Source organism: Stenotrophomonas sp. STEN021 (assembly GCF_056760175.1).
Genome location: NZ_JBRREH010000014.1, coordinates 37604 through 63961 on the forward strand (window position 1 = coordinate 37604; position 26358 = coordinate 63961).

The 26358-nt window shown below is 58.6% G+C and carries 22 protein-coding genes; 16 read left to right on the forward strand and 6 right to left on the reverse strand.

Going from position 1 to position 26358, the window contains the following annotated elements; genetic code table 11:
• The first annotated feature begins 520 nt into the window (after positions 1–520).
• From ACVOL0_RS04705 to ACVOL0_RS04760, 12 genes are all read left to right on the forward strand, one after another.
• On the forward strand, positions 521–1675 hold the full coding sequence (locus ACVOL0_RS04705; protein ID WP_481529611.1) for a hypothetical protein: 1155 nt from the start codon (positions 521–523) through the stop codon (positions 1673–1675).
• Between the two features lie 538 nt (positions 1676–2213).
• A complete protein-coding gene (locus ACVOL0_RS04710; RefSeq protein ID WP_481548095.1) occupies positions 2214–3191 on the forward strand; it encodes a dynamin family protein in 978 nt (325 codons plus the stop codon).
• A gap of 5 nt (positions 3192–3196) precedes the next feature.
• Positions 3197–5464 carry a dynamin family protein gene (locus ACVOL0_RS04715; protein ID WP_481548096.1) on the forward strand — a complete coding sequence of 756 codons (2268 nt, stop codon included), beginning with the start codon at positions 3197–3199 and terminating at the stop codon, positions 5462–5464.
• The gene (locus tag ACVOL0_RS04720; RefSeq protein ID WP_481548097.1) at positions 5461–6354 is read left to right on the forward strand and encodes a hypothetical protein; all 894 of its coding nucleotides are present in this window, start codon (positions 5461–5463) and stop codon (positions 6352–6354) included. The genes ACVOL0_RS04715 and ACVOL0_RS04720 overlap by 4 nt, the downstream gene beginning before the upstream one ends.
• Complete coding sequence (locus ACVOL0_RS04725) at positions 6351–9623, forward strand: ATP-binding protein (protein ID WP_481548098.1); 3273 nt, start codon at positions 6351–6353, stop codon at positions 9621–9623. Before ACVOL0_RS04720 ends, ACVOL0_RS04725 begins: the two co-directional genes overlap by 4 nt.
• Positions 9620–10210, forward strand: a complete 591-nt coding sequence (locus ACVOL0_RS04730; protein ID WP_481548099.1) for an HNH/ENDO VII family nuclease — start codon at positions 9620–9622, stop codon at positions 10208–10210. The genes ACVOL0_RS04725 and ACVOL0_RS04730 overlap by 4 nt, the downstream gene beginning before the upstream one ends.
• A gap of 2 nt (positions 10211–10212) precedes the next feature.
• Entirely contained in the window at positions 10213–10641 is a 429-nt protein-coding gene (locus ACVOL0_RS04735; RefSeq protein ID WP_481529166.1) for an SMI1/KNR4 family protein, read from the forward strand.
• 299 nt (positions 10642–10940) lie between these two features.
• Complete coding sequence (locus ACVOL0_RS04740; protein WP_481548100.1) at positions 10941–11537, forward strand: hypothetical protein; 597 nt, start codon at positions 10941–10943, stop codon at positions 11535–11537.
• A gap of 26 nt (positions 11538–11563) precedes the next feature.
• A protein-coding gene (locus tag ACVOL0_RS04745) for an IS3 family transposase (protein ID WP_481548101.1) occupies positions 11564–12687 on the forward strand; the annotation gives its coding sequence in 2 pieces (ribosomal slippage) (positions 11564–11840 and positions 11840–12687; 1125 coding nt in all).
• 114 nt (positions 12688–12801) lie between these two features.
• Complete coding sequence (locus ACVOL0_RS04750; protein WP_481548102.1) at positions 12802–13461, forward strand: hypothetical protein; 660 nt, start codon at positions 12802–12804, stop codon at positions 13459–13461.
• A complete protein-coding gene (locus tag ACVOL0_RS04755) occupies positions 13458–15479 on the forward strand; it encodes a hypothetical protein (RefSeq protein WP_481548103.1) in 2022 nt (673 codons plus the stop codon). The genes ACVOL0_RS04750 and ACVOL0_RS04755 overlap by 4 nt, the downstream gene beginning before the upstream one ends.
• Entirely contained in the window at positions 15476–18112 is a 2637-nt protein-coding gene (locus ACVOL0_RS04760) for a helicase-related protein (protein ID WP_481548104.1), read from the forward strand. Before ACVOL0_RS04755 ends, ACVOL0_RS04760 begins: the two co-directional genes overlap by 4 nt.
• Before the next feature lie 354 nt (positions 18113–18466).
• Here ACVOL0_RS04760 and ACVOL0_RS04765 read toward each other — a convergent pair.
• A protein-coding gene (locus ACVOL0_RS04765; protein ID WP_481548105.1) for an IS3 family transposase occupies positions 18467–19557 on the reverse strand; the annotation gives its coding sequence in 2 pieces (ribosomal slippage) (positions 18467–19299 and positions 19299–19557; 1092 coding nt in all).
• Between the two features lie 152 nt (positions 19558–19709).
• Here ACVOL0_RS04765 and ACVOL0_RS04770 point away from each other — a divergent pair.
• The 4 genes from ACVOL0_RS04770 to ACVOL0_RS04785 all read left to right on the forward strand — a co-directional run bounded on the left by ACVOL0_RS04770 (position 19710) and on the right by ACVOL0_RS04785 (position 22939).
• A complete protein-coding gene (locus ACVOL0_RS04770) occupies positions 19710–20693 on the forward strand; it encodes a hypothetical protein (RefSeq protein WP_481548106.1) in 984 nt (327 codons plus the stop codon).
• 97 nt (positions 20694–20790) lie between these two features.
• Complete coding sequence (locus ACVOL0_RS04775) at positions 20791–21174, forward strand: helix-turn-helix transcriptional regulator (protein WP_481548107.1); 384 nt, start codon at positions 20791–20793, stop codon at positions 21172–21174.
• 11 nt (positions 21175–21185) lie between these two features.
• Complete coding sequence (locus ACVOL0_RS04780) at positions 21186–21482, forward strand: hypothetical protein (RefSeq protein WP_481529622.1); 297 nt, start codon at positions 21186–21188, stop codon at positions 21480–21482.
• Positions 21479–22939, forward strand: coding sequence for a YfjI family protein (locus tag ACVOL0_RS04785; RefSeq protein WP_481548108.1), 1461 nt, complete (start codon positions 21479–21481; stop codon positions 22937–22939). Before ACVOL0_RS04780 ends, ACVOL0_RS04785 begins: the two co-directional genes overlap by 4 nt.
• Before the next feature lie 205 nt (positions 22940–23144).
• Here the strand turns inward: ACVOL0_RS04785 and ACVOL0_RS04790 are convergent, their stop codons facing one another.
• The 5 genes from ACVOL0_RS04790 to ACVOL0_RS04810 form a co-directional block, all read right to left on the reverse strand.
• Positions 23145–23870, reverse strand: a complete 726-nt coding sequence (locus tag ACVOL0_RS04790) for a MobA/MobL family protein (protein ID WP_481533689.1) — start codon at positions 23868–23870, stop codon at positions 23145–23147.
• Between the two features lie 251 nt (positions 23871–24121).
• Positions 24122–24757, reverse strand: coding sequence for a hypothetical protein (locus tag ACVOL0_RS04795; protein ID WP_481548109.1), 636 nt, complete (start codon positions 24755–24757; stop codon positions 24122–24124).
• A gap of 155 nt (positions 24758–24912) precedes the next feature.
• The gene (locus tag ACVOL0_RS04800) at positions 24913–25167 is read right to left on the reverse strand and encodes a hypothetical protein (protein WP_481548110.1); all 255 of its coding nucleotides are present in this window, start codon (positions 25165–25167) and stop codon (positions 24913–24915) included.
• 2 nt (positions 25168–25169) lie between these two features.
• On the reverse strand, positions 25170–25385 hold the full coding sequence (locus ACVOL0_RS04805) for a hypothetical protein (RefSeq protein ID WP_481512297.1): 216 nt from the start codon (positions 25383–25385) through the stop codon (positions 25170–25172).
• 21 nt (positions 25386–25406) lie between these two features.
• Positions 25407–26093, reverse strand: a complete 687-nt coding sequence (locus tag ACVOL0_RS04810; protein ID WP_481548111.1) for a J domain-containing protein — start codon at positions 26091–26093, stop codon at positions 25407–25409.
• Between the last annotated feature and the right edge of the window lie 265 nt (positions 26094–26358).

The following is a 26358-nucleotide window of genomic DNA, read 5'->3' on the forward strand; positions in this document are numbered from 1 at the left end:
TGTACGAACCGCCGCGTTGGTCGAAATGTTCTATTTAAAGGTCGATCTGGCTAGGAACGCACTAGGCAGGCGTTAGTCGAAGTCCACTTTTGCTGAAGGGCTCTATCCGGCCCAGAGTAAATCTACTCGGGCCTATCTGGTTCGATTCGTAAAATCGATACGCCCACGTCGCTGGCGACCTGCCGTATTACATCTTCGCCCGGTATCGGGCATGTGCAGGTTTTTGTGTAACTCTAAACCCGTTGCCACAAAAATCTGCACATGCCCAGCGATGGGCTCGGCGGCCGTACCAGTGTCCGCTCCTGGCCGCGCAGGAACGATGACGCTGTGAACTATTGCACGCAGTTTCAGCGCACTTGGAATCCTGGTAGCAGAGGGCATACACTACCCACGGCGCCCGCCTTGCTTGCACACGAGCAAAAACCGGCCGTATCCCCTGATCGATTCTTCTTCTGGCCAGCTGCCGGGAACTTAAACGTGTGCGCCTGACCCGGATCGGCTTGGCCATCGAGGACGAGTCATGACCATAAAGCAATATGCGTTTCACCTCCATGGACACCTTCGGGCGCAGGCTTTCGCCTCGCTCACCCGCAGCCAGGTCCATGAGCTGTTGGCGGCAGCCGCCGGATTTGCTACCCATGCAGCCTTCCTTCACCAAGCCGTCTGGTGCGATGTGGACTGGCGCGACACCGGTCTCACGCCGCATAAGGACCGGATCATCCAGCGATGTCTGGACTTTGGCATGTCACCCGATGAGGCGGAGCGCACAGCCCAAGGCCTGACTAGTTTCCTCGATACATCCGGCTATGCGCCGATTCGCTTCGAGGAGCTGATTGATGCGCTTGCGAGCGAAGAAGACGACTGGCTGGATACTGACAAGCCAGGCTCGGCGGTCGTCGCCAGATGGGTGTCTACCGACTTAGTCCATCGCATGTCGCAAGGCTTTGGTGCATTGCTAAGCGAGCTTCCCTTGCTGCTAAGGGGATTGGAGGCGGCCACCTCACGCGGCATAGGTGCTGCACATCTAGCGACCGCCTACATACTTGAGGCATATGGACGGCTGCCAGAGAAGGATGACCGCCGCTTCGGTCGCGAACTGCGTAGGCATGGTCAGTGGTCGGTCGAGCCAGTGCGCTTCGCCGAAATCGCCGCAGGTACAGACAGATTTGTTCAGGTTGTGGCCAAACATCGATACCACCTTCTGGCTGCGGCAAGGGGCGGGGTTAGGCATGCGTTGCTGCTCACCGCAGAACGTTACGGCGATCCTGGTGCGCTTGAACTTGAGCCATCGGATGAAATGGATCCGTACGCCATGGTTGACTTGGCCGATACGCACGGTCGACCCGAACTGGCCTATCAATGGCTAACTGTGCTCGCACGCGACGGCAATGTATCTGCCATGCGCACGCTTATCGAAGACCGGGAAGAGTCCCCCTTCCGAGCTTGGGTCTGGATGCACCTATCGCGGATGCTGGATCAGGACCTGAGCCAAGACAGACATGAAGCGATCAACGATGACGGAACACCTTATGACGATGATGTCGGCGGACCAATGTATGTCGGGGGTTTTGACAGAATCAGATTGGTACCCATCTCAGGAACGGAAAATAGGCGCGCTGAAGAAGAGGCTGCTCAACTGTTCGCGGTAATCGAAGAGCGCTACGAACTAACCTGATCAAATGGGTTTATGGGCGGGCTCCATCAAAAGGGGGCTCGTCCAACCCTTCGCATAGAGGTTCGCTATGCGAAGGCCTTGCCAAAGAGAAGTATTGAGACCGCCAATCAGCGCAGGGCACCTCTGTTCTGCTGTGAAGCGGTCCAGCGCCATCTTCACGTCAAGACCTGATCCGGAGCAATGCCTCCGGAAAGCCCACGAAGATCAAACCCGCGCTTCCTTGATCAACCTTCGGCGACAGCTGTGCACTACCTTGAACTCGTAAGAACTGTTATCACGCTGGTGGTTGTTGCGACTGATAAAGCTGAAGCACTGGGCCGAATTGACGTGACTGGAGGCATTTGACGGCTTCAACTTCTAAGGCGGAGCCGCTCCGCAATCTCTTCCAGAGAGACAGAGGGCTGCAAGGATGCAGCAAATGCCCGGGCGACCTTCTAAAGGTTTCCACTTTTTTGGCCGATAATACGACCGGCGGGAACCGAGCTAAGGCCCGTATTGTGCCGCTGGGTCGGACAATCAACAAGGATGTATTGTGCGCATGCGTAACAAAACAGCTGGAAACGCTGGGGTACCAGCGGGGAATGTGTTCACGCTAGCGGTAGCCGGTACGGTCAGTGCAGGCAAGACAACGGTGCTCAATGCACTACTTGGGCGTGAGCTACTGCACTCAAGCAATGAGCCGGCTACGGCCAGCCACACCGTTCTTCGTCACCGGCCCCACGCACCTCGCGTGGTCTGCGGTAGTTACAGCCGCAATGGCGCACTGGTCGACTTCCACCGTGGCATGAATGCCGCGCTTTACCGGCGATGGAATGCGCACGCCCAGGTGGCACGCATCCATGTATCCGGCAATCTTGGGTATGTAGCCGGTGCTCGCGGCAAGCTGGATCTGCACGACCTTCCCGGGGCCAATAACAGCCTGGACAGCGAGCACTGGCACCTTGCGACTGGAGCCCTGGCCACCGTGCCATGGCAACTGCTCTGCTTCGTGCTGGACGCCACCGCACCGGGTACTACCGACGAGCATGCGCTTCTACAGCACGTCCACGCCATTTCCGCTTCACGCCCCCAGGGCAGGTTGTTGTTCCTCCTTAACAAGGTTGATGAAGTGGACCCCAACAGTGATGGGCCGCTGGAAACCGTAGTTCACAATGCCCGACAGCGGCTGTCACGGTTGGGGTTTGATGCCCCCTGGGTAGTGCCCACCATGGCGCGGGTTGGGCTAGTGGCACGGATGAAGATGGCTGGCGCTGCCGTGTCTGCGCGCCAGTCCATGCACTACCAGACTATGGTGCCGCTACTCCCGGCGAGTGCACAGGCCCTGGCGGCCGCTGCCCACGTGCCGGAGCGCGCGCGCTCGCGTCTGCTGCAGCAGGTGCAGGCTCCGCACTGGAACGCCTTTCATGAAAGCCCGCCACTTCGGCAACTTCCCCGTTCCCTGCTTGCCGCTTCGGTCATTGCCAGCGGTATCAGCGCGACGGAAGACATCATTCACCACTGCCTTGCCCACCCGTGAGTGCCATGACCCAAGTAGACATCATCCACAATCCTTTCACTGTTGAAACCACCTTCCTGATTGATGGGGTGGAGCTGACAGACGGTGCGCGCCTACACCGCTGCACTAGGCTGCGCATGCAGCTTTGGGTGGACCAGCTGTTCCAAGACCTGAAGACCATGTTCAACGGATACGACACCTTCAATGTGAGCTTCACCGGCGTAGAGCCGGACTTCCGCGACTTGGAAGCAGCCGCACAGTCCGCGCGCGATGCCAACATGAAGGTCAACCTGAGATGGGTGCCGGCAGCGCCCGCAGAGGCAAGGCAGGCCGAGGTTGAGAACCTTCGCGCGCAGGTATTGGAACACCCGGGGTATGTGTCGGTGCTGAAAGACGACGCCGCGTCCCGGGCGGCGTTGCACGACTTGGGCAACAACGACTTTGACGTGTACGTCGTTGCCACTATGTCCTCTGGCAAGTCCACGCTGATTAACGCCATGCTCGGGCGCGACCTGCTGCCGGCAGGCAATGAGGCCACCACCGCCACAATTACGCGCATTTACCACGACGAAAACATCGCCGCCGGGCAGTTCCGTGGCAGGCGCTTTGACGCCTCCAACGAGTTACTGGACGAGTGCGAGGATCTGGATCTGGCCACTATGCGTGCTTGGAACAAGGACCCGGAAACCAGCCTGGTGGAAGTGCACGGGCCCATTCAGACCGCCCATCGCCAAGGCCACGCACGGCTTGTGCTTACCGACACGCCAGGGCCGAACAATGGCAGCGACGAGGCCCATGGCGTCACCACCATGCGCTACATCCAGGACACCACCCGCAACCCTTTGATTCTTTACGTCCTGAACGCAACCCAGCGTGGCATTACCGATGACTCGCGGCTGTTGAAGCTAGTTGCCCAGACTATTGCAGATGGCGGCCGTCAGGCCAGTGATCGTTTCATTTTCGTGCTAAACAAGATGGACGCTCTGGATGTGGAAGCCGGTGACGACGTGGCCGGAATGCTGGCGCGTACGCGCCTATATCTGCAGGAACATGGCATCCACAACCCACAGATATTCCCTCTGTCTGCCTATGCATCCCGGTTGATACGCTTCCCGGAAGCAGTGTTGTCCAGCAAGGAACGCATCGCCAAAGCATCGTTCTTAGATTGGTTCCAGAGCGAGCCCAGCATGGACCTGGCACAGTACGCCCCGCTACGCGTGCGTGAGCACGGTCCGGCCGACACCTCCAATGCCACAGCGCTGGAACGCCGCAGCGGGCTGCCTGCGCTGGAGGGAACGGTGGGTGCCTACGTCGAGAAGTACCACCTGCCGGAACGGTTCAAGCGAAGCCATGATGCTATGGCGCGTCTAGTGGACGAGGTCATCAACCGGCACAAAGGCATTGAGGAGCTGGAAGCCGGCAACGTGCAAGCCTTGGCCGCTGAAGTTGAAAAGCTACGGACACGCTACGAGCAGAGCGTGGATGGTCAGGCGCTGGCAGAACAGCTAGGCCGTGACCACCACGAGCTGACGATAGACGCGGAGAAAGCGCTGGTGCGCATTTCTGGCAAGCTGAACGCTTACAACCGCGAGGACATCGACAGGTTCCAAGGCAAAGTCAGCCCTGCGCAGGCGCGGCAGTTGGCCAAGGAATGGGGGGAGCTCATGAGCTTTCGCTTTAAAGAAATCCTTGGCGCGTACCAGCTTGCGTTTGAGGCCGAGCAAGATGCGCTTAAGAAGGACCTGCAGGAGCGTTACCAAGCGCTAGTTTCGGATAGCGTGGGAGATGTCGATGAGGTGCAATTCCCGGCGTTGGCGCGACTGATTCGCAGTGCGGGCAACCTATCGTTCGCTCCCAAGGTGACTCGCGACTATGTGAAAACACGCCCAGTGAAGACGGGCACGCGCGAAGTGATGGACCGCAAGCTGTTCAATCCGGTTAGCTGGTTCAAGGCCAAGACCGTGGACGTGTACGGCGAGGAGGAGTTTGTGGACTTAGCAGAATTCTACAAGAGCGAGCAGCAGGAGCCGCAGGCACACTTCAAGGGCCTGCAGGAGAAGGCCCGAGCCGCCATGGTCAGGGAAGGGCAGAAGCTGCGCGATGTATTTGTTGAACACGTACGCACCGAGCTCCAGCCGCGCGTGGCCGAGCTGTTTGACCAAGCCCAGGCCCGCATTGAAGACCGCGACCTGCGCGCAGCCGCACTGGCCGAGGCCACCGAACTTCGCGGCTGGAGCGAGGCCATCCGCCAGCGGCTTGCCACAACCCTGGCTGTACATGAGGCGCATGCATGAACACCACGGATCTGCGCACGGGCGAAGGCTGGTTAAACCTAATGGCCGATGTGGCCACGCCATTGGAAGCACTGGAAGCGACACTGCAGGCATGGCAGGCCGAAGAAGCTGTACTGGTGCCGTATGCCGCAACTGAGATGATCCCGGCACCCATGCCTGAAAAGGCTCACTGGACGGCGAAGTACTTCTTCCTCCAGGTCAGCCACGCCAGACGAAACTTCAGCGCCGAGCGTGCCCAGCACCTGCTGCGGGTACGTTCTCACCTGGAGCAATTGGGAGCCGCTGGCTTTGTGAAGCAGGTGGGTATTACGCCGCTGGCGAAAGACGAAGCCAACGCGGCCGCTGCGGCAGCAGCATTTTCGCCCTCGCCCAGCTTGGCGAGGGCGCTGGCTGCGAATGATGCCGGCATCATCCGGGCAGCGCTGGTGCTGGAGCTGGCAGATGCCAGGCTGAGTGGCGCATACCTGCGGACCGCCATGGCGTGTGCAGCAGATCAGAATTCAGCTGTATTTGTACCGTTCGAGGAAGGGCGGTTCAAGGCATCGTTGAATAGCAATCGAGGTACCTGGTGTGCCGAGTATCACGATGACCAAGTGGTGTTCCTTGACGCTAATTTCAGCATCGAGCGCTTCCTGCATGTGGTGGATATTCGCGAGCACTTGCGTCAGCAGGGAGCGGCGGGGTTTGTGCCGGTGGTCACGGCCCCGCTGGCGACAACCTTGCCTGCGTGGGCGGGTAGTATGGACACAGCGCGGTCTGCGCGGCATAGCGACGCACTCCGGGGAGACGCTCACACGGACACTAGGCCTAGCTGGGCAGAGCGCATTGCCAGACTCCTGGCGGCAGGGGTTGCGGCACTTGCGGCATATATCCGTGGGGAGCGCCGATGAACCTGCATTCTACCGCCTCGGTTGCATACACCGGCGTAGCCTTGCGCGAGCGCGCAGTGGCGGCGCTTGAAAGTGCGCGCATGCAGATCAACCGCACCTACCTTTCCGAGCTTGATCAATATGAGGTGCTGCTGCTGCCGCAGGACCAGAAGCAGCTCAGTGCTGCCACCGACGTGCGTCTATACCGATTGTGCCGGCTGGTGCATGAAAATCGCCAATCGGTACTCGAAAGCTTAACAGCGGCCTACACTGCGCTGGGAGCATCAGGCTACACGGTTATGCTGTACTTGGATTCTGACGGTGAAAAGACCGATGTGTTCATCGGCACACGTGGGGAGCCAGCCCGTTTTGAAGGCGACAGTGCTGGTGCGCTATTGCAGGAGGCATTTCGGGGGCATTTCGCAGGTAGTGCCATGGAATCACTTAGCGCCGGTGAAGTGGAGCAGACGCTACAGAACCTCGTGTCGCCACGCGCCGGCAGCAGTGGCTATGTTTCAGCGGTGACCGGCGTGCCTTCGCTGGCGACCGAAGACGTGCAGCGCTTTGCGCAGGGTCTGGAGCGCTTTCTGGACGCCGCCGAGCGCCGCCGCTACCGCGCCCTGATTCTCGCCGAGCCCCTGGAAAGCCGCCAGTTGGAGAACATCCGCGCAGGTTACGAACAGGTAGCCACCCAACTGGCGCCACTGCAGAAAATGAGCTGGAGCTTTGGTGATCAGGACAGCTACAGCGTTGGCATCACGCTGAGCCGCAGCGTGGGCGAAACGCTGGGCCAGAGCATGGGCCTGACGGAGACGACTGGGCGAAGCGATACCGTCAGCAGCAGCACAACTCACACCACCGGCACAAGCAGTGGCACTCAAACAGCAACCACTAGTTCGAAGGTTGCCGGTGTAGTCACTGGTATCAGCGCGGCTGGTATAGCGCTAGCTGCTCCTACGGGAGGCATTTCTGTGCCCGCTACTATGATGCTGGGATCGGTGGTCCGGGAGGCATTCTCTGGCAGCGAATCGCAGGGAACCAGCACGTCTGATTCCACCGGCACGAGTAACAGCGTCAGTTTGTCCAGCGGGAAGTCAAAATCCAGCACCACCTCCCGCACGTCCAGCGATACTGTTACCGATGGCCGGTCGGACACCACCACCGAAGGTTCTTCCCGCCAGTTGACCTTGGAGTTCAACGATAAGGGCATTGAGCAGCTGCTGCTCCGCATCAACCAGCATCTTGCTCGGGTGGAGGAAGCACGCACCTATGGGGGATGGAGTGCATCGGCGTATTTCGTTGCTGATAGCAAGGCTGGTACCGAAGCGCTGTCCAGCATTTTCCTCAGCCTGGTACGCGGCAAAAACAGCAGCCAGGAGGACTTCGCTGTCACCACGTGGTGCGATGATGCGCGCACACGGGTGCTAGCTTGGCTTGGCCAGCTCACCCACCCCATGCTCCGAAGGCAGCTGCCTGGCCACGGCGCCGCGCACCTGACCACGCCTGCAACGTTGTTGTCCGGGCGTGAGGTGGCACTGCAACTGAGCCTGCCGCGCCGTTCCACATCAACGGTCAGCGTGGTGGAAACCCAGGCCTTCGGCCGCCGCATCCAGCATGTGAACGGCACCGTGCGTGCACCGCAGGCTTGCACCGTGGCCTTGGGGAGAATGCGCCACCTATGGGAGAACCTAGCGCAGCCGGTGGCACTGGACATAGACCAATTGTGCCGCCATATGTTCATCTGTGGCTCCACAGGCTCCGGCAAAAGCAACGCGATCTACAACCTGCTCAAGCAGACCCACTCCGCCGGTGTGCCATTTCTGGTAATTGAGCCTGCAAAGGGCGAGTACAAGCATGTGCTTGGCCATTGGCCGGGGGTACGTGTACTGGGCACCAACCCCATGCAGGCGGAGTTGCTGCGGATCAACCCATTTGCATTCCCTGATCAGATCCACGTGCTGGAGCATGTGGATCGGATGGTGGAGATATTTAACGTATGTTGGCCCATGTATGCCGCCATGCCGGCCGTATTGAAGGACGCCATACTGCAGGCCTACTCGCATTGCGGGTGGGACCTGGATGCCTCATGCAACACGCTTGCACCAAGGGTTTTCCCAGGGTTTGCCGATCTGATGGAATCGCTGCAGCGGGTGATTGCTTCGTCGGACTATGCAGAGGAAGCCAAGTCCAACTACAAGGGCGCCCTGGGTACTCGTGTTCACTCGCTGTGCAATGGTTTAAACGCGCGGCTGTTCGGCACGGATGCGCTGGACGACAGCGCGCTGTTTGACGGCTCCGTGGTGGTGGACCTGAGCAGAGTTGGGTCCAGTGAAACCCGCGCCCTAGTCATGGGCATGCTAGTCATGCGACTCAGCGAACACCGCATGGCCACCGGCGGCATGAACCAGGCGCTACGCCATGTCACGGTGTTGGAAGAGGCCCACAACCTGCTGCCCTGCAGTGTGGCCAGCGGACCGGAAGGTGGCAGCATCGCGGGTAAGTCGGTCGAGATGCTGGCCGCCGCCATTGCCGAAATGCGCACCTATGGCGAGGGCTTCATTATTGCCGACCAGTCTCCACATGCCGTGGACATGGCCGCCATTCGCAATACCAACATTAAGGTGGTGCTGCGCCTCCCAGAGGAGACCGACCGCCGCCTGATAGGTGGTTCCATTGGTCTGAACGAGGGCCAGATGGCGGAGATCGCACGCCTTCCCTGCGGGGCAGCGGTCATTCACCAAAATGATTGGCTAGAGCCTGTGCTGTGCCAGATGGACCATCTGGCAACAGAATCGGCGCCATTCGTCCCGACCAAAACTGAGAGCACGAGAGTAGATGCCGGGCAATGGCGCACCCAGTTGGCCAATCTTCTGCTCGCCCGGCGCGTTCCACGAGCGCCGCGGGTGGACGTGCGTCTTCTGCGGCAAGGACTGACGGACATGCCGCTTTCCAGCCGGGTACGGTTGGCACTGGAAGCCATGCTGCAGGCACGTATTGAAGGCGCCCCAATGCCTGGCGATGCAGCAGAGGGATTTGATCAGTTAGCAGCGCTGCTGGTGGACGCTTGGGGCTGCCGCCGCGAGGTAGTGGCCATAGGGCGCAACGCGGTGGAGCTGCAGGCTATGCGCAGTCACCTGCAACGTGTTGTCAGCGAGTTGGCGCCGGAAGCGGGGCCGCAGATACGACTGGCAGTGGAGCAGTGCATGATGCGAGATATATATTCCACCGACCAGTCAAAAAAAGCACTCTATGCCGAATGGCACAGCTACATGACGGAAGAGACAGCATGATCGACCAGAGCGTGATAGGCCGCGATGGCGGCAGGAACGAGATTCCTTGGGGCAATGGCCAGATGGAGCGCTCCGAGGTGCAGATCGACACTCGCAGCTTGGACACGCCAGTGCATGTCACCCAGGAAACCCGTGGGGATCTCCCACCCGTTTCTGAGGACACCCGGACTGAGCTGATAGACAGCGGCTGGCCGGAATCGTTGGTGAATGACATTGGGAGCGAGGCTGAAGCCAACATCTACAAGAATGCCGGCCTTGAGGCGAAGGAAATCAACGGAAAGCCAGCGCTTGTGCGCACGGATATCGACCTTGAGCAGAGGGACTTCTTCGGCACCACGAACCTGGAGCGCATGGAGGCCGGGCTTGCGCCACTTGACAAGAACGGCAGGCCCATCGATCTGCATCATATCGGTCAAAGGCAGGATTCCTGTTTGGCGGAACTGACCAAGGCTGAGCACTGTGGCAGCGGGAACGACAACGTGCTCCACAACAAACGGCAGGAATCCATGATCAATCGTGATGGATTTGCGAAGGAACGCGCTGAGCACTGGAAAGCGCGCGCAGCCGACTTCAACGCAGGAAAATAAACATGACCCATACTTTCGACCAGCTTGAGGCCGCGCTCAATGCAAGCCAGGCCACTACCCGCCCGGCGCCGACCGAAGTGATTGACCGAGCCGAACAGCAATTGGGGCTTGACTTTGGCACCACGTACCGTGAATACCTGCGTCGTTTTGGCGTGATTGTTTACGGCAGCACCGAGGTCTATGGCCTCGGTGTACCTGACGACTACTACCTCAGTATCTTGGCGGCCTACGATGAACTGGCCCAGGATGCGAGCTACCCACTGGGCGCGTTGCCGTTGGTTGATGAAGGAGATGGCCATTACTACCTTTACGACACCACCGCCAAGGACATCGTGCTTTGGGCGATGCCTAAAGGCGGCCTTGTGCGGCGTATCTCAGAAGACCTAGATGCATTTCTACTGAAACGTCTAATTCAAGACCAGGACGTGTAAGGCTCTTCACCCAACTCCCGAAAAGGTCTCTCTGAATCTTTATAAGAAAATACGTGTCGTCTCGGCAACTATAGGCGACACGCTTGATGACTTGATCTTGCTGGTGGTTTCCTTCCACGGAGTTCGTCCAGAAAGCCAACGGCAGTCGAGAAGGCCAAGCGAATCGATGCGACGGTCGGTCCTCAATCACTAAATTTATAGGTTCACAGTCGATCATTTGCAGCGGGCTTACGTGTTGCAACTTAGCGGGATCTACCCATCACCTCCTACATACAAACAAAAATTCTCTAGGAGCATACATGACAGGAAGTCAATGGGGCCTGCTGGCTCCGGAACAGCTATCCAGCACACGCCGCACACGCACCTTGGGCTTGGGGGCATCCGTGCGTCAGTTCAACGAACTAGCCGTTCCGGGCATAGGCGGCGTGCGGTACGGACGACAAGTGCTATTCACCGCACTCAGCATGGCAGTGGCCAAACGGGTAGAACATTGGAACGTTCGGGTTACCCACATTGAAATAGCCAACGCGATCGAAGCGGTAGCTTGCATCATTGGCTACAGAGAAAACGGGTGGACTGCAAACCCACGTCTGCGAGGACGGAATAAGTTGCCAGACGACGCTACATCGCCCAGCTTCAAGAGCGCACGCAAGCGCAACTTCCATGTGGCGCAGCCAATGCGCATGTCCACTGCCCAGGCCCTACCATCACTGGGACTGGCTGATACGCAGAGCGCTCGCTTCAATGCATTCGAATGCAATGACAACGTCGACGTATTCCTCTCTCTCTCTTTGGAAGGCCTGACCGTAGGCAACAACAGTGTGCTAGATCACCTGAGCTATTGGGTGTGTGGCAGCCAGTTAAAATGGGGACGACGTCCCCCCAAGATTGAGTAGCGAGACGGTTTGGAGTCCAATCCTCAATGACAAGGAGATTGGACGTGAAGAAACGTTTTTCCGAAGAACAGATCATCGGCTTCCTGCGCGAGGCCGAGGCGGGCATGCCGATCAAGGACCTGTGCCGCCAACATGGCTTCAGTGAGGCTTCGTACTACCTGTGGCGCAGCAAGTTCGGCGGTATGAGCGTGCCCGACGCCAAGCGGCTAAAGGACCTGGAAGCGGAGAACACACGCCTGAAGAAGCTGCTGGCCGAGCAGATGTTCGAGAACGACGTCATCAAGGATGCGTTGCGAAAAAAGTGGTGACCGCACCGGCACGCAGGTTGCTGGTGCGGAACATGGTCGAGAAAGGTCTGAGCGAGCGGCGTGCATTAGTGGTTGCACGCATGAGCGCCAGCGCACTGCGCTACGAGCCCAGGCCGGATCGCAACGCTGAGCTGCGCGAGCAGATCGCCGTACTGGCACACCGGCATCGACGTTACGGCGTGGGCATGATCCATCTGAAGTTGCGACAGAGTGGATTCGTCGTGAACTACAAGCGCGTGGAGCGCCTGTATCAGGAAGCGGGCCTGCAGGTGCGTCGCAGGAAGCGCAAGAAAGTGCCTGTCGGTGAGCGTCAGCCCTTGCTGCGCCCGTCCGCCGCCAATCAGGTGTGGTCGATGGATTTCGTATTCGACCGCACTGGGGAAGGCCGAGTAATCAAGTGCCTGACCATCGTTGATGACGCCACTCACGAGGCCGTGGCCATCGAGGTGGAACGGGCTATTTCCGGGCAAGGCGTTGCCAGGGTGCTGGACAGATTGGCCGTTCAGCGCGGTTTGCCGCAGGTGATCAGGACAGACAACGGCAAGGAGTTTTGCGGAAAAGCGATGGTGGCGTGGGCTCACGAGAAGGGAATTGCCCTGCGCCTGATCCAGCCGGGCAAGCCGAACCAAAACGCTTACGTTGAGTCCTTCAACGGGCGGCTACGCGATGAATGTTTGAACGAGCACTGGTTCCCGACGTTGCTCCATGCCAGGACCAGTATCGAAAGCTGGCGGCGCGACTACAACGAAGAAAGGCCTAAACGATCACTTGGCGGGCTGACGCCCGCCCAACACGGCGCGCAGTTGGCTGGCAAGAGAGATAACATCAGCACCGGACTCTAAACCCGCCCACTACTCAGGACGGGGGGACGTCGGGGAAGCAACGGCTTAACAAAAGCGCTTAATCCGCTAAGGCCTTTGCCCCCCTCTGCAAGTGCGTGGCTGAAGAATTCACTGTTGCAAGGTCTAGCACTCAACCCAGTCCTGCGCCAACGCCGCCAAAACGCATGGCAATGGATCACTCGCCTGCGAAGTCAGCCAGATACTGTGGAGTCGCTGGCGGACGCGAAGGCGCCAGCAGAACTGGATCAGCAGCACTGGCATGATCTGCGCGCGGCTGCACAGTTGGTGGCTGTACGTGAAGCGGCGATAGAGGTGTTGAACTCCGTAGAGCAGGTACTTGAAGCTCGTAAGGTTCGCTCACTGTCACTTACTCAGAAACTCCCGGACCCTGTGACTGTAGCCCTCAAAGCACTCGGAGCGCAGGCGCGAACATTCCTGACGCTGCGTCACCACGATGAGGATGCCAACCTGTTTTGCAGCGAATGCCAGGCTGGCGACGTCAACGCCCTACGCGCGCTGCTGCAGCGCGACGATCAAGTACTCCGTTTGGTGGACGACTGTGCCCGGCCGGGTCCCGCCTATACCGGTCATCCACCCGTCGCTCTTCTGAGTGCCGAGAAAGAAGCCGATGGGGAAGCTGAAGCCGACGACCGCACAGTGGCCGTACCGGTGGGTGTGTCCTACCGCGTCAGAAATCTCTACTTGCTACAGATGGATTTGGACGACACATCGGAACGCCAAACGGCTGAAGACTCGGAGAGGAAAGCCGTATGAGCGGCGTGAAACACACGCCTAAGTCATTGCTGGGCCACTTTGCACCGCCAGAGGGCTTTGCAGGGATGTTCGGCTGGGTCTGTGGCTTCTCGGCCGATGTCCGATTCCTCAACGAAGCAACGGATCGATTCATGGGCCAGAGTGTCTATCAGCGTATGCGCGCTGGGGAAATTCGGCTGGCACTCATGCTCGACCCAGGCCAGCCCGCACTATTGCCCACAGCTGTTCCGGGCTTGACCCACTTGCCGTTGCGCAATTCGGCCAAACGCCCGTTCCGCTTGTTACATGCCAAAGTCGCTTTACTGGGCTTCCGTCATGAACAGAATGCGAGCCGATGGTGTGTTCGGCTCGTGGTTTCTACCGGTAACTGGACGCAACAGACGGTGGAAGATAGCCTGGACCTGGCTTGCGAAGTGCAGGTTTTCAGCGAACAGCTTGGTCCGAACTGCGCTCAAGAGTGTGCTGATATCAAAGCCGCCACGAATCTCTTTGATGAACTACGAGACCTGCACGATACCCGCCTGCTGGATACCGGCATTCCGCTGTCTGGCGGCGACGCGTCTCTGGCTTTGGCTGCGTGGCTGCAAGCGTGCGGGAAGTCGCGCAACAATCCAGACAAGTTGTCACCGCGATTCATCGACAGCCGCAGACAACCACTATTCAACCAGATCCTCGATCTGGCACAGATACGCGGACCCAATAGCTATGTGGCGATGGGGTCTGGCTTCTACGAAGGTCAGCCCGGCGGCACGGAAACATGTGCCACTACCCGACCAGCAGTTCCAGTGGCCGTAGTGAACCGCCTGAAGTCTGCCAATCTGCTAAAGCGGAACGGTCAGGTGGAGCTGTACGTAAATCCATCGGCCTGCCAGTCCATCGCGGGCTCCGTGGCCTATCTGCTCGAGCAGACCGGCCACGCGATCGCGGTGCATGCGGCTGTACCGCCCAAAGCACTCTATGGAGAAAACAGCCGACGCACGTTGCATGCCAAGTTCCTGTTTGCGGCTCGCTTAAACGAAAGAACCAAGGCCTGCATTAACGCGTGGCTCTACCTGGGTTCAGGCAATTTCACCCCCGCTGGGATGATGCAGCGAATGTCGCGAAGGGGCGGCAATCTGGAAGCAGGCGTGGTCCTTTTCCCGGATGACCTCTACTGGAGCGGCCGTCGCAAGGACCAGGCAATGATTCGAGACCGCTTGCCAATTGGCGGACCACAACTGGATGCTAACGCGCCGGCTCTATCTCCCGGTGAGGCATGGCAGCCCCCCGAGGCTGAGAATTTCTCTGGCCCCCTCGCGCTCCTGCACTGGCGGGTAGAAGGCATTCTTGCTGTAGGCCCGGATGTCGAACGGCTGCAAACACTGCCTGAAGATATTGAGATATTGGACGAATCCGGAGTGGCATGTCTCCGGATTCCCGAAGGCTATGCCTGGACCGGCTCCCCCCCAAGAATGGTACGGCAGCGCTGGAGCGATGCGGGCAAAGTCCGAGAGGCTTGGGTGCCAGTGATCGACGAGTATGGTCGCGTCTCCGCAACGCCGCTAGAGGGCATTGAGCTTGTCGATGCAGAACAGCAACTGCTCGCTTTCCCGACCATACCGGAACCCGAGATGGAGGAGTTCGAAGTCGACGAGGACGCCGCAGACATCGGACCGGGTAACTCATCCAAGCGCAAGCGCACCATCCGTCGCGTGGTATCGCTGGGTACGGCGATTCGCCAAATGATGGGCTTGCTCGAACGCATTGCTTCGCAACAGATTGAGATATCTACCTTGGATTGGCCACGATGGTGCGTGCGTCTGGAGCAGACCCTATGCCAAACACATGACAGCGCGGCTGTGGCACAGTTCGTGGCAATGGGGCTCAACCCGCTCTCGCCACTGCGCGCGGCGCCTTTCCGCCCTCAATTCGCAGAAGACCCCGCCAGTGAGGCAGGTGCGATTTACGAAGCCGCGCTTGACCGGGTGGAACGGGCATGGAAGACCCAAGGACTTACTGCATTGGATGGCAGGGCATGACTGGGGCGTTGGATTGGAATGATGTGGTTCAGCATGCGAAGTTGCTACTGAAAAGTCAGCTGGTGCAAGAAAAGGGCGCTCTGCCACTGAACGATGGGCAGCGCGCCAGCCTGCTCGGGCTCTGCAAGCGGCTCACGAGGAACGGCGTCATCTTGGCCGATGAAGTCGGCATGGGAAAGACACGCATTGCGGTGGCCTTGGCGCTTTGCGTGGTTCGCGCCGGCGGACGTGTTGCAATCGTTGCTCCATCGGGGCTGGGTGGACAATGGCAGCGAGAGTTGTCGCCCGCAAAATTGCACACGCCGGACCTACTGCGCACCTATCTGCAGTATCTCGAGGCTTGGACACCCGGCACCACTGCCAAGCCATGGTTCAGGGAGCCTGTCGTACTGCTCTCGCATGGTTTCAACCGCTGGCCCCAGGGGCGCCTGCCAGATTGGCGCTGGTCGCTGCTGCCGGAAGTGCTGGCACGCTACCAAAAGGACGTGCTGGGTAACGATCTGCCCTATGGATACCGTGGGTGCACAGTGCTCGACGACTTGGAGACGCGCGCTGCGGGGGCGTCCATCGCTGGCTATCTACGCGAGCTGCCGCGTCGCTCGTCGGCTCGGCACATCATCGATAACGTGAGCGAATCCATTCCTGTCTGGAAGCGGTCAGCAGAACCAGAACATCATGGAAGCCAAGGCACGCTGCGCAAACACCTGGACCGCATCACGGGACTGGGCCTGGGCATTTTCGATCTGGTTGTCATCGACGAAGCGCACAAAAGTCGAGGAGATGACAGCCTATTAAGTTCCTTGCTGGCTAACGTGCTGGTGGAGAACGTTGGCTCGCGGCGGCTCGCAATGAGTGCAACTCCGGTAGAGCTTGATGCCGTGCAATGGCAGCAAAGCTTGAAACGGATTCACGTCGAGCAGGAGAGCGTGCCTGCAACCATCGACGCGTATGTGAGGTGCGTGGAGGCATTGCGTCGCTCGCCGCACGACCCGAAGGTGGAGGCCGCCTATGTGGCAGCTGCGGCCAACTACAAGGGCGCCTTAGATCCTTATGTGCTCCGTCGCGACAAGCGTGAGGATACGGCCGTTCGCTCGTTCGTTAAACATACGCACCTACCCACCAACGCCTATCGCGATGTCGCAAAGCTGCCGGTGCGTTTGGAATCGATGTCTACGTGCTGGAAGCAGGCGGTTTGTGCGGCTGAGGCCCTTTCATTTGTCAGTGATATGCGCCATGACAGCGACGGCAAGCTCCAGCGTTTGACTATGGGCAACGGCCATGGTGTCGCCCGGCTGATTGACGAGGTTCTGGACAAGGAGGAACAAGACACGCCTGAGCCTGTGGACTCACCCCGCAACAACCACGAAGAGAAGCGGAAATGCCGCGCAGGCTGGTGGAAAGAACAGATGAAACGTGCCCTCCGGCCAGATGTGTCGGGCGAAGACGTGCTGTACTCGCACCCGGCGCTCATCGAGGCAATGACCTTCATCGAATCAGTTGCTACTGACGAGAAGGTGCTTGTGTTCGCACGCTATCGCGAGCCGATGCAGGCCCTGATGAAGCTGCTCAACGCACGCGCAATGCTGCGCTCACTAGAACATGGCACTGTATGGCCGCAGAGAGCCATACCAGAGGATGAAGTATATGCAGTGCGGGTCGCACATCGGCAGCTGTATGGTCGCGAGGCCGATCTTGCCGCACTAGATGATCAATTCCGAAAGGCCTACCGGGAGTTGGAGAGCAGCCGCCAGCGGTTCCGTAATGGACTAGTGGCGAAGCTGCAGCAGGGGCTTACCTCACTGGATGCCAAGCTACAGACCAACTATGGCCAGTTGCTTGCACTGCTGCTGGAGTCCTCATTACCGGCAGCGAATGCGACGACCGGGCACAGCAGTTTGGCAATCGTGGCGCGTGCGCTATCCGATCATCTAGGTGATAAAGCGGACTCTGCGACGCCAGCAGAACTGACAGGGACGTTGCTAGAGCTCGCACAGGCGGCGGCCAACCTCGACACAGCCACCGATGCAGCGGACGACATTGCCCAAAGTGATGCCCGGTCGCCCCGGGGTTGGGCTGCGATCCTGAAGCAGCTCGACAACGACTACTCACACGCCAGCGGACCCTTTGCGCGTCAGCTGCACGGCGGAATCGAGCCAGGCACCCGTCGACTGCTCCAACTTGCATTTAACAGACCCAACGCCTTCCCGCGCATCTTAATCGCTCAGTCCATGGTCGGACGCGAAGGGCTGAATCTTCATGAATCATGCCGTACCGTCGTCCTGTTGCACTTGGAATGGAATCCAGCCGTGGTGGAACAGCAGATCGGCCGCGTAGATCGACTCGGCAGCCTGTGGGAACAGAAGTTGGAAATAGCTATTAGGGAAGGCGTTCAGGCGAGCGAAGTGCCTCGAATTCGTGTACGCCAAGTTGTCTTCGAAGGTACATACGATGAAGGGCATTGGCGTGTTCTGGAGAAGCGATGGGATATGCTCCGCGCACAGCTTCATGGGGACATTCTACCGATGCATGAAAACACCGAATCTGATCACCAAGCACTGCGTGATCGGATACTCATAGCTGCGCCGCGATTTTCGCCTATGGCGTCAGATTCAGAGGTGCCTACAGAGAACTAAGAGCATTTTAGCAGTGGCTCTCTGCGACGCGGATACCCATTGTCGACAGAGCGCCCCCAAAGGCTCAGATCACTCCTTACATCAGGGTTCAGCTCAAAAGTAGACATTTGGCCATTCAACTGACCTGCAGCCAGTAGGCGGCACCTCTATCCATGTGGCGCAAACAAGAAGGCTGTCGCTTCTGGCCGGCGCCTGAGTTGCGGCGATTGAAGGCAAGCCATAAGCCCGCGCTCTCAATTCCGTCGCCATGAAAACTCACGACACCACGAGCCGGAAGTCCCGACTCTGTTTTGGCATTAGCTGCGGGATCGACGTCCCCCCGCTTTCAGTAGCGGGCCGATCTAGAGTCCGGCTTTACTGTAGCCGAACCTCGGCCAGGTGTTTCGCGTAGGCTGCAGGCGTCAGTCCGCCCAGGGCCTTCTTGGGTCTCTCCTCGTTGTATTCCCGCCGCCAGGTTTCGATGACCGTCCGGGCGTGCAGCAGGTGGGTGAACCAGTGTTCGTTGAGGCACTCGTCGCGGAAGCGGCCGTTGAATGACTCGACGTAGGCGTTCTGGTTGGGCTTGCCCGGTTCGATCAGGCGTAGATCCACGCCTCGCTCATGGGCCCAGGTGACCATCGCTTTGCCGCAGAACTCCTTGCCGTTGTCGGTGCGGATAACCCGTGGCAGGCCGCGGCTTAGCGCAAGCCGCTCCAGCACGCGCGTCAGGGATTGCCCGGAAATTGCTCGTTCGACTTCAATGGCGACCGCTTCGTGGGTGGCGTCATCGACAATGGTCAGGCACTTGATCACGCGGCCCTCGGCCGTGCGGTCAAACACGAAGTCCATGGACCACACCTGATTGGCCTCGATGGGCCGCAGCAACGGCTGCCGCTCGCCGACGGGCACCTTCTTCCGCTTCCGACGCCGAACCTGCAGCTTCGCTTCCTGGTACAGCCTTTCGACGCGCTTGTAGTTCACGCACAGCCCCGCCTGCCTAAGCTTGAGGTAGATCATCCCGACGCCGTAGCGCTTGTGCCGCTGCGCCAGCGCCAGGATGCGGTCCCGCAGCTCGACGTTGCGGTCCGGCTGAGGCTCGTAGCGGAGTGCGCTTGCGCTCATCTGCACCACCGCCAGCGCCCGGCGCTCGCTCAGTCCCTTGGCAACCATGTAGCGCACCTGCTCGCGTCGAGCCGGTGCGCTCACCACTTTTTTCGCAGAACGTCCTTGATGACCTCGTTCTCCAGGACCTGCTCGGCCAGCAGCTTCTTCAGCCGGGCGTTCTCCGTCTCCAGCTCCTTCAGCCGCTTGGCGTCGGGCACGCTCATGCCGCCGAACTTGCTCCGCCACAGGTAGTACGAGGCTTCGCTGAAGCCGTGCTTGCGGCACAGCTCCTTGACCGGCACCCCGGCCTCGGCCTCACGCAGGAAGCCAATGATCTGCTCTTCGGAAAAACGCTTCTTCACGTCCAATCTCCTTCTGGTTGGGGATTGGACTCCAAATCGCCGTGCTACTCAAAAGCGGGGGGACGTCGGGATTTCAAGTCCCAGTCTGCTGGAAACACCAAGCCCATTTGTCCAGAATACAAGGGAGTAGAACCACAGAAGGAATTGTTAAGTTGAGTCGCTCAAAAGCCTCCTCCAGGCTTCCATCCTCGCCACTACGCTCATCAGAGCGCGCCCTGGTTACAACGGTCGTTGCGCCGCGCCGGCGCCCCAGCAGCAGATACAACAGCAGCCAAGACCTGCCCGATCTCAACTGCATGTTCGACCGATTGCTCAACCAGATCCATAGCAAGCACATCAATCGACAGAATGATCCACGCCCATTCGAAGTCTTATGGAAGAAGACATGCGCAGAGCTTAGAGAACGAAAGAATGCAACTGCGTATGCACAGTGGAAGCAGCAGTCAATCATCAAGAATTCAAGCGACTACGAAGCACTTAGCAATGAACTCGCCCAGACGTGGGCGGACACTACGGTCACACAGAACGAAGACGGTCATCAGACATGCATCTTCTCGTTTCCTGAACGTTTTGAAGAACTGAAACGTCAACACGAAGAACTGAAGCCACGCGCGAAGATCAAGATTGACGACATTCTTGAGGTCGCAATCGCCTATTGGATCGAGGCACGGAACGCGTTCAATCAACAAGACTCTCTCCGAGCTCTCCACGCGCTGCTGGAATGCAATTTCTACCTAGGAATGACCTACTCCCCGAAGACCGAGTCCGAGTCAAAGCGCGAAAGCGCCTCAAAGGCGCCTCTTTCCTGCAGGGATGCCCTTGAAGAAATCGCGTTTGAGGTGATGCGAGACTTCATCGTTCCCAACAAGTTAGAGAGCATGCACTTGGTCATCGAAGCGATCGTGAAGCAGATCCGAGTCCATCCCGGTGGCGCTGAGGCACTGCAGGCCTACGACGAGCACGTGCAAAAGCGAAAGCCAACTGATGAGCACATTGATAATCGCGTCGCCGATGCGTTAACAAAGTGGGGGAAGTCCGGAAAACCCTATAAGCGAATGAAGCCTGTCTATGACCGGGTACGGGAAGAGCTAGAAAAGAAACAAGGTGTCGCCAAGCACAAAAAACTGAAAATGTAAAGTTATTAGCTAGCTATTGCGCAGACGGGCATATACGCCTCAACGATCATCTCCTCCGCAGCAGGGCCGCCGGCCCTGCGCAGACAAGGAGATACTCGTGTCCCACAACGCATCATCGGCATATTCCAGCCGCACAACCCATCGCCGCGCCTTGACCAACTCGGCAGGCGCTGCAAGCTCTCTCAGCGCCACTCCGAACGAGATCGACTCGAGCACCCTTGAGCGCCTGGAGGCCATCCTTCATTCGCTGCAGCGTGCCCCAGTCCAGGACCAAGCAATCCGCCTCCCTGAGGTGCTGTCCATTGTGGGCATCAGCAAGAGCACTTGGTATGCCCGCCTTAATCCGCGGCTGCCGTCCCATGACCCCCGAGTCCCCAAGCCTTTCAAGCTGGGCACGTCTGACCGCTCCCCTTCGGTGTGGTGGCGGTCGGAAGTGATGGCCTATGTCCACGCCTGCGCCAATGCGCACGCGGCGTACTAAGGAGGGCGGCCATGAATAACAGCACTCCCCCGTCCATTGGACACGACGACAGCTTGCAGGACCAGGCAAACCGCTGTGCCGATGCGCTGAAGGCGCTGCAGCCCAAGCAACAGCATCGGAACACCCAACTGTTCGCCATGCTGTACCCAACCATCTTGGAGCTGTTGGATAGGCAAGTGACCCAGAAGGCCATCTTGGAGGTCCTTCAGGCACAAGGCCTGAAGTTGCATCCGGCGCGCTTCAAGGAACTGATGGATCTCCAGGCTAAAGCCATGGGCAAGACCGCTACCAGCAAGGACAGCAAATGAACAAGCACATCCCTATCTTCCCATTCCCGGCGAATCAGTTCTACGAAACCGTCGAGCGGGCCTTCGACGAGGTAATGGATGCCGTTCAATCACCGGATGCCATGATTGCCAGCTCGTTCCTGACTGCCATGTCCGTTGCCTGCCAGGCTGACATCGACATGATGTTGCCCATCGGCCAAACGACCCCATGCGCACTCTTCCTGGCCACCATTGGGGACTCGGGTGAGCGCAAAACGTCAACCGACAACCTTGTTTTGAAGCCGATCTATGAGTACGAGCTTGCACAGGCTGAAACCTACGAAACTGCCTCGGAGAAGTACAAGGCGGAGCGTCGGTACTGGAACGCTACTCAGAAAGCACTGGATCGAATGATTGCCAAATCTGTTCTCGATGAGCCGCGTGAGCTGCGCGAACGCTACAATGCGTGCATGGCGGCGGAACCCTCCAAGCCCGCACTCAATCGCATCGTGCTGAAGAACACAACGGAGCGCGCTTTGATCAATGCGATGCGAGGTCAGAGCAAGTCCATAGCACTTCTTTCAGATGAGGGTGAAACCTTCGTGAAAAGCGGTGCGGCCCGCGGTCTTGGCACGCTCAACAAGGTATGGGACGGCCCCGCTATCGCGACGCTTGATGTTGCGAAAGAGATCATCGAGGTCTACGCCCCTCGACTGACGCTCAGTTTCATGATCCAGGAAAAGCCTTTCAACGCATTTTTGGACAAGCCGAACAACATGGCACGAGCTTCCGGCTTTCTGGCCCGCTTCTTGCTGTGTCATCCCGAGTCAACGCAGGGTCACCGGGTGACCAAGAACCGTCGCGAAGACGGCAGCTCGCGCCACCCTGCGCTCGACGTTTTTCACAGCAGGATCACCGAGCTCCTCCACGAACGCGATACTCGCCATGCTACCGGTGATCGCAGCAAGAAGATTCTTCGCTTCTCCCCCGATGCAAGGGCAAGGTGGGTCGAGGCTCAGAACCTGATTGAGCTGCAGATCGGGAAGGGCGGTGCCCATGAGGAAATACGCGACTTTGCCTCCAAGTCCGTAGAGATTGCCAGCAGGGTGGCTGGCATCCTCCATCACTTCGAGGGGCTTGAGGGCGATGTAGTCGAGCGAGCGACGCTGGAACGTGCGCTTTCCATCGTCGAGTTCTATTTCAGGGAGTTCAAGGAGAAGTTTGGTAGCCACAATGACCTTCCTGAAGACGAGAAGGACGCGTTGGCATTGAAGGATTACTTGTGCACGCGCTATTGGGAACGCAACTACAATCACGCACCTCGCAACGATGTCCGGAAGAATGGGCCAATCCGCCATCAGGGTCGGTTTTGCTCTGCCCTGGACTTGCTGGAGGCAGACGGGGTGATTCGAGTGGAGCGGGAGAACTACCTCCAACGCTCAGGCAGGCACTTGATCATACTTAACCCGGTCGTCTTCGGTGCCAGGGGTCATCTTTAAGCCTTCCAAGGTTTTCACTATGGCCGCCCTTCGGGGCGGCCTTTCTTTTTGAAGCCAAGTACGACGTCCGAGCGCGCTCAACGTCTTTTGTGGGCCGACAACAGTGCACTCGATGCTACTTTGCCCCAATTGGGGCAAAGTAGCATCGAGTGCGAGATGCTTTGGGGGAATGGTCCAAGTCTTTCGGACCGCACCGGAGAGACAATCAAAGAAAGCCTTGGCCCTGAAATGCCCGCCTTCTATCGACGTACGCCAGCCTCTCCGTTACTGACATTGCCCTGATCCGCGCGGGCCCCAAGTGACGCTCAGGGCGACGTGCGACACCCTGCTGCTCCAAGGTCCTGTGGTCGAGCACCCCCTCATAGCCGTGCCGTTCCAGATGGCGATTTAGCACAGCAGCCACATTGCATCGCAATGCAATCAATCTGTCACGCAACTGCACACGGGTCATTCCGCCGCCATCTTTCCTACACCCACCTGCATCAGGCCGTACACCGTTGTATCGCCGGAACATCTGACGCTCATCCCGTTCGATATCGTCTGGCAACCGATCCGAAACCATCAGATGCATGTGCGTATTGACCCTGCCATCGAGTGAAGCCTGGGGCTCATGCACCGCGAACTGATATGGTTTGGATCCCGCCAGCAGTCTGACAAGGTCCTCCACCAAGTCGCGGAGACCCGCTGCACCGAGTTCATTTGGAAGCGCGACGATCATTTCTCGATACGCGCTTCCGTTCTCCCTCTCGTGCGCATCAGCAGCTTTCCATACCTTTACTGGATCGCCATCTGCCCAGAAAGGCAAGTTCCCGCTACCGGTCAGCACCAAATCGTCTCGTCCTCGAAACTTACCCTGTCTGGCTATGTAAAGGCTGTGCGGTGCCGCCCTGCCCTTCCCACCAGTCTTCACCTCGAAATGAAACGTCGCCATATGAAGCTTCTCTCTCTTAAAAAAAATAAAAGGCCACCCACGCTAGCGGGTGACCTCTTTGGAGCGGCTCAAACATTGCCGCACCAGGTTGTTAGAGAGAAACGGTAAGTGCGCAGTCCCTTCTTTACCACTCCTTCTGTTGCACGTTAGGCATCTGAAGGAGGATTGATTGGCTTCTCACGTCTATCCGGCATCTCTCATACCTTATGCATGTTTGTGTAGAAATTCACAGCAAGCATCATGTTCTGCCATCAAAGCGCTTGAGCGGTGCCCTCATCCTCGGGATATATCTCCAGCCACTTCCCATCTTTGAGCAGGTAGTCCACTTCGTACTCAGCCGTCGGGCAACACATGGCATCGCCTTCCCCCTGTCCTAGCTTCTTCATCTTCACCATTCCATCGCCGTAGGATATGCCCTGCACCTCCTCTCCGTAGCCCGACACCGGCGTGGAATAGATGAACTTCAACTTTCCGCTCTCACTGAGGAATGCAGCCAGGTGCGTGGAGTAGGCATTGCTTCCGCCTCCTCCCTCCAGTACGAAAAGCACGGCGCGATCCTCGACACCATCACCGTTCAGATCACCCTTCACGATCTTGCGCGCACCAATATTCTCTTCATCGTGCCCGTTCATCGCTGCCTGCGGAGCAAGCGCCTCATTGATTACAACCTCATCCTCCGCCTCTGACGCCACGGGAGCTTCTACGGGAGGGGTCGCAGAGACAGGTGTGCAACTCACCGCCTGAACCTGTTCCGCTGTCAGCCCTGCAGGAACCTTGCATCCCGCCAGGTTGATGTCGCCTTCTCGCGAAAGCGTCTCTGCCTTCGTGCAAGCCGAAAGTGCTACGGCTGAGAATACTGCAGCCACGAACAATCCTTTTATCGTCATTGATAATCCTTCGGAACCCCTGAGGGCATTGGTTGATTTAGCGTGGAATGCACTAGGGCAACTACACGCATCATTGAAACGACTCTGAAAGCTCCCTGGCTCAGCGGGCGCGTGTCGGAACTAGGGACCACCCTGCGCTGGGCCTGCAGTTAGGCTCACCGGCACTGGCCAGCAGCTACCTGTACTTGCTCGGCAAAGCCCATTGGTGGATAGCCACGCTCGTCTATGGCGACCAACCCCTCTTCGCCGTAATGCTCTTGTAGCTTGTCCATCGTGCAGGAGCACTGTGCTTTCGGGGCACCGCTGCTCATGCAGCTATCGATGAACTCGCCCCGGACTTTGTCCAGCTGGCTTTTGCAGCCACCGAGTGACACCAGAAGCATTGCTAGCAGAGAGATTCTGATCAGCATGCTTACCGCCTCCTTACGAGCGCCAGTACGGCGATGATCACGAGGACCCAGATCACGCCACTGATCAGCTTGCCGATCGACGGGAACATCACTGCTGGCCACACCAGGGCTTGGCCCAGGTTGTAGAAGAAACCCTTGTACGCATAGCGCCCCCAGATATCGAAGCAGATCGCTGCGATGAGTACGGTAACGCCGTACACGCCTATCAAGTACCTCATGTGTTTCCTCGTTGGTTGGAGTTAGTGCGTTTGTTTCAAGTGTTCACTGACGGCCTCGAAAAGCAGTCGCAGGTCATCTGGGTTGGGGATGCTCAAGCTGATGAACGGTTCGCCATGGATCCGTACGTGGGCGCCGTGGGCGGTGATCTGGGTTAGGCATCCCAGCAGGCGGGTATCCACCGCTTCGAACTTGGCCTTGGCCCGGATCTGGGCCTCGGTGATCAGCACGCCTTCCCTGGCACCGCCGAACACCGTGTCGTCGATGAGCACGACTATGTCTTGGGCTCGCAGTCCTTCCCCGTAGCTGTCCAGAGCGCCCAGGAGCTTCTTCCTGGGGATATGGGGAGCCACGAACACGCGTTCGAAGGGCTCATTGCTGAACTCGAGCCCTTGCAATGCTTCTCGAAGTGAGCGGAGCGGCGGGGGCTCTGAGGCCCTGGCTCGCTCCCTTCGGGGACCTGGGTCAGCGGGCCCGGCCGATGCCTGGGTACGGTCGAAGTGCTCGCGCTGGTCCGGGTCCTTGAGGACGGCATAGGCCTTGTTGATGGCTTGCATCTTGGCCGTCGCCCATGCCACCGCAGCCTCGTCCCCCGCGGCGTAGCGGTCAGGGTGGTACTGGCTCCGCCGGCCTTTGTAGGCCAGTTCTATTTCCCAAAGGGGTGCCTCGGGGCGTACCCCGAGGACTTCGTAGTAGTCCTCTTGTGACATTTGGATATCCGTCAATCCTTAAGCGCACGCGCCTCTTGAAAGGTCTGATTGGTTGGTACGGGATCAGTTGGGCAAGATCACGACTTCCATCATTTGCCATAATGGCAAATGTGATGCGATGATGAAACAGGCAGACTTGGATACCGCTTGCCTTGTGCCGTTTCCATGCCTGCTCCGTCCATTCCAAAATCCGTCTTTGGTCGTCGCCTACGCGCGGCCCGACTGGAAGCTGGGTTGAGTCAAGCTGACTTGGGGGCCGTCTTGG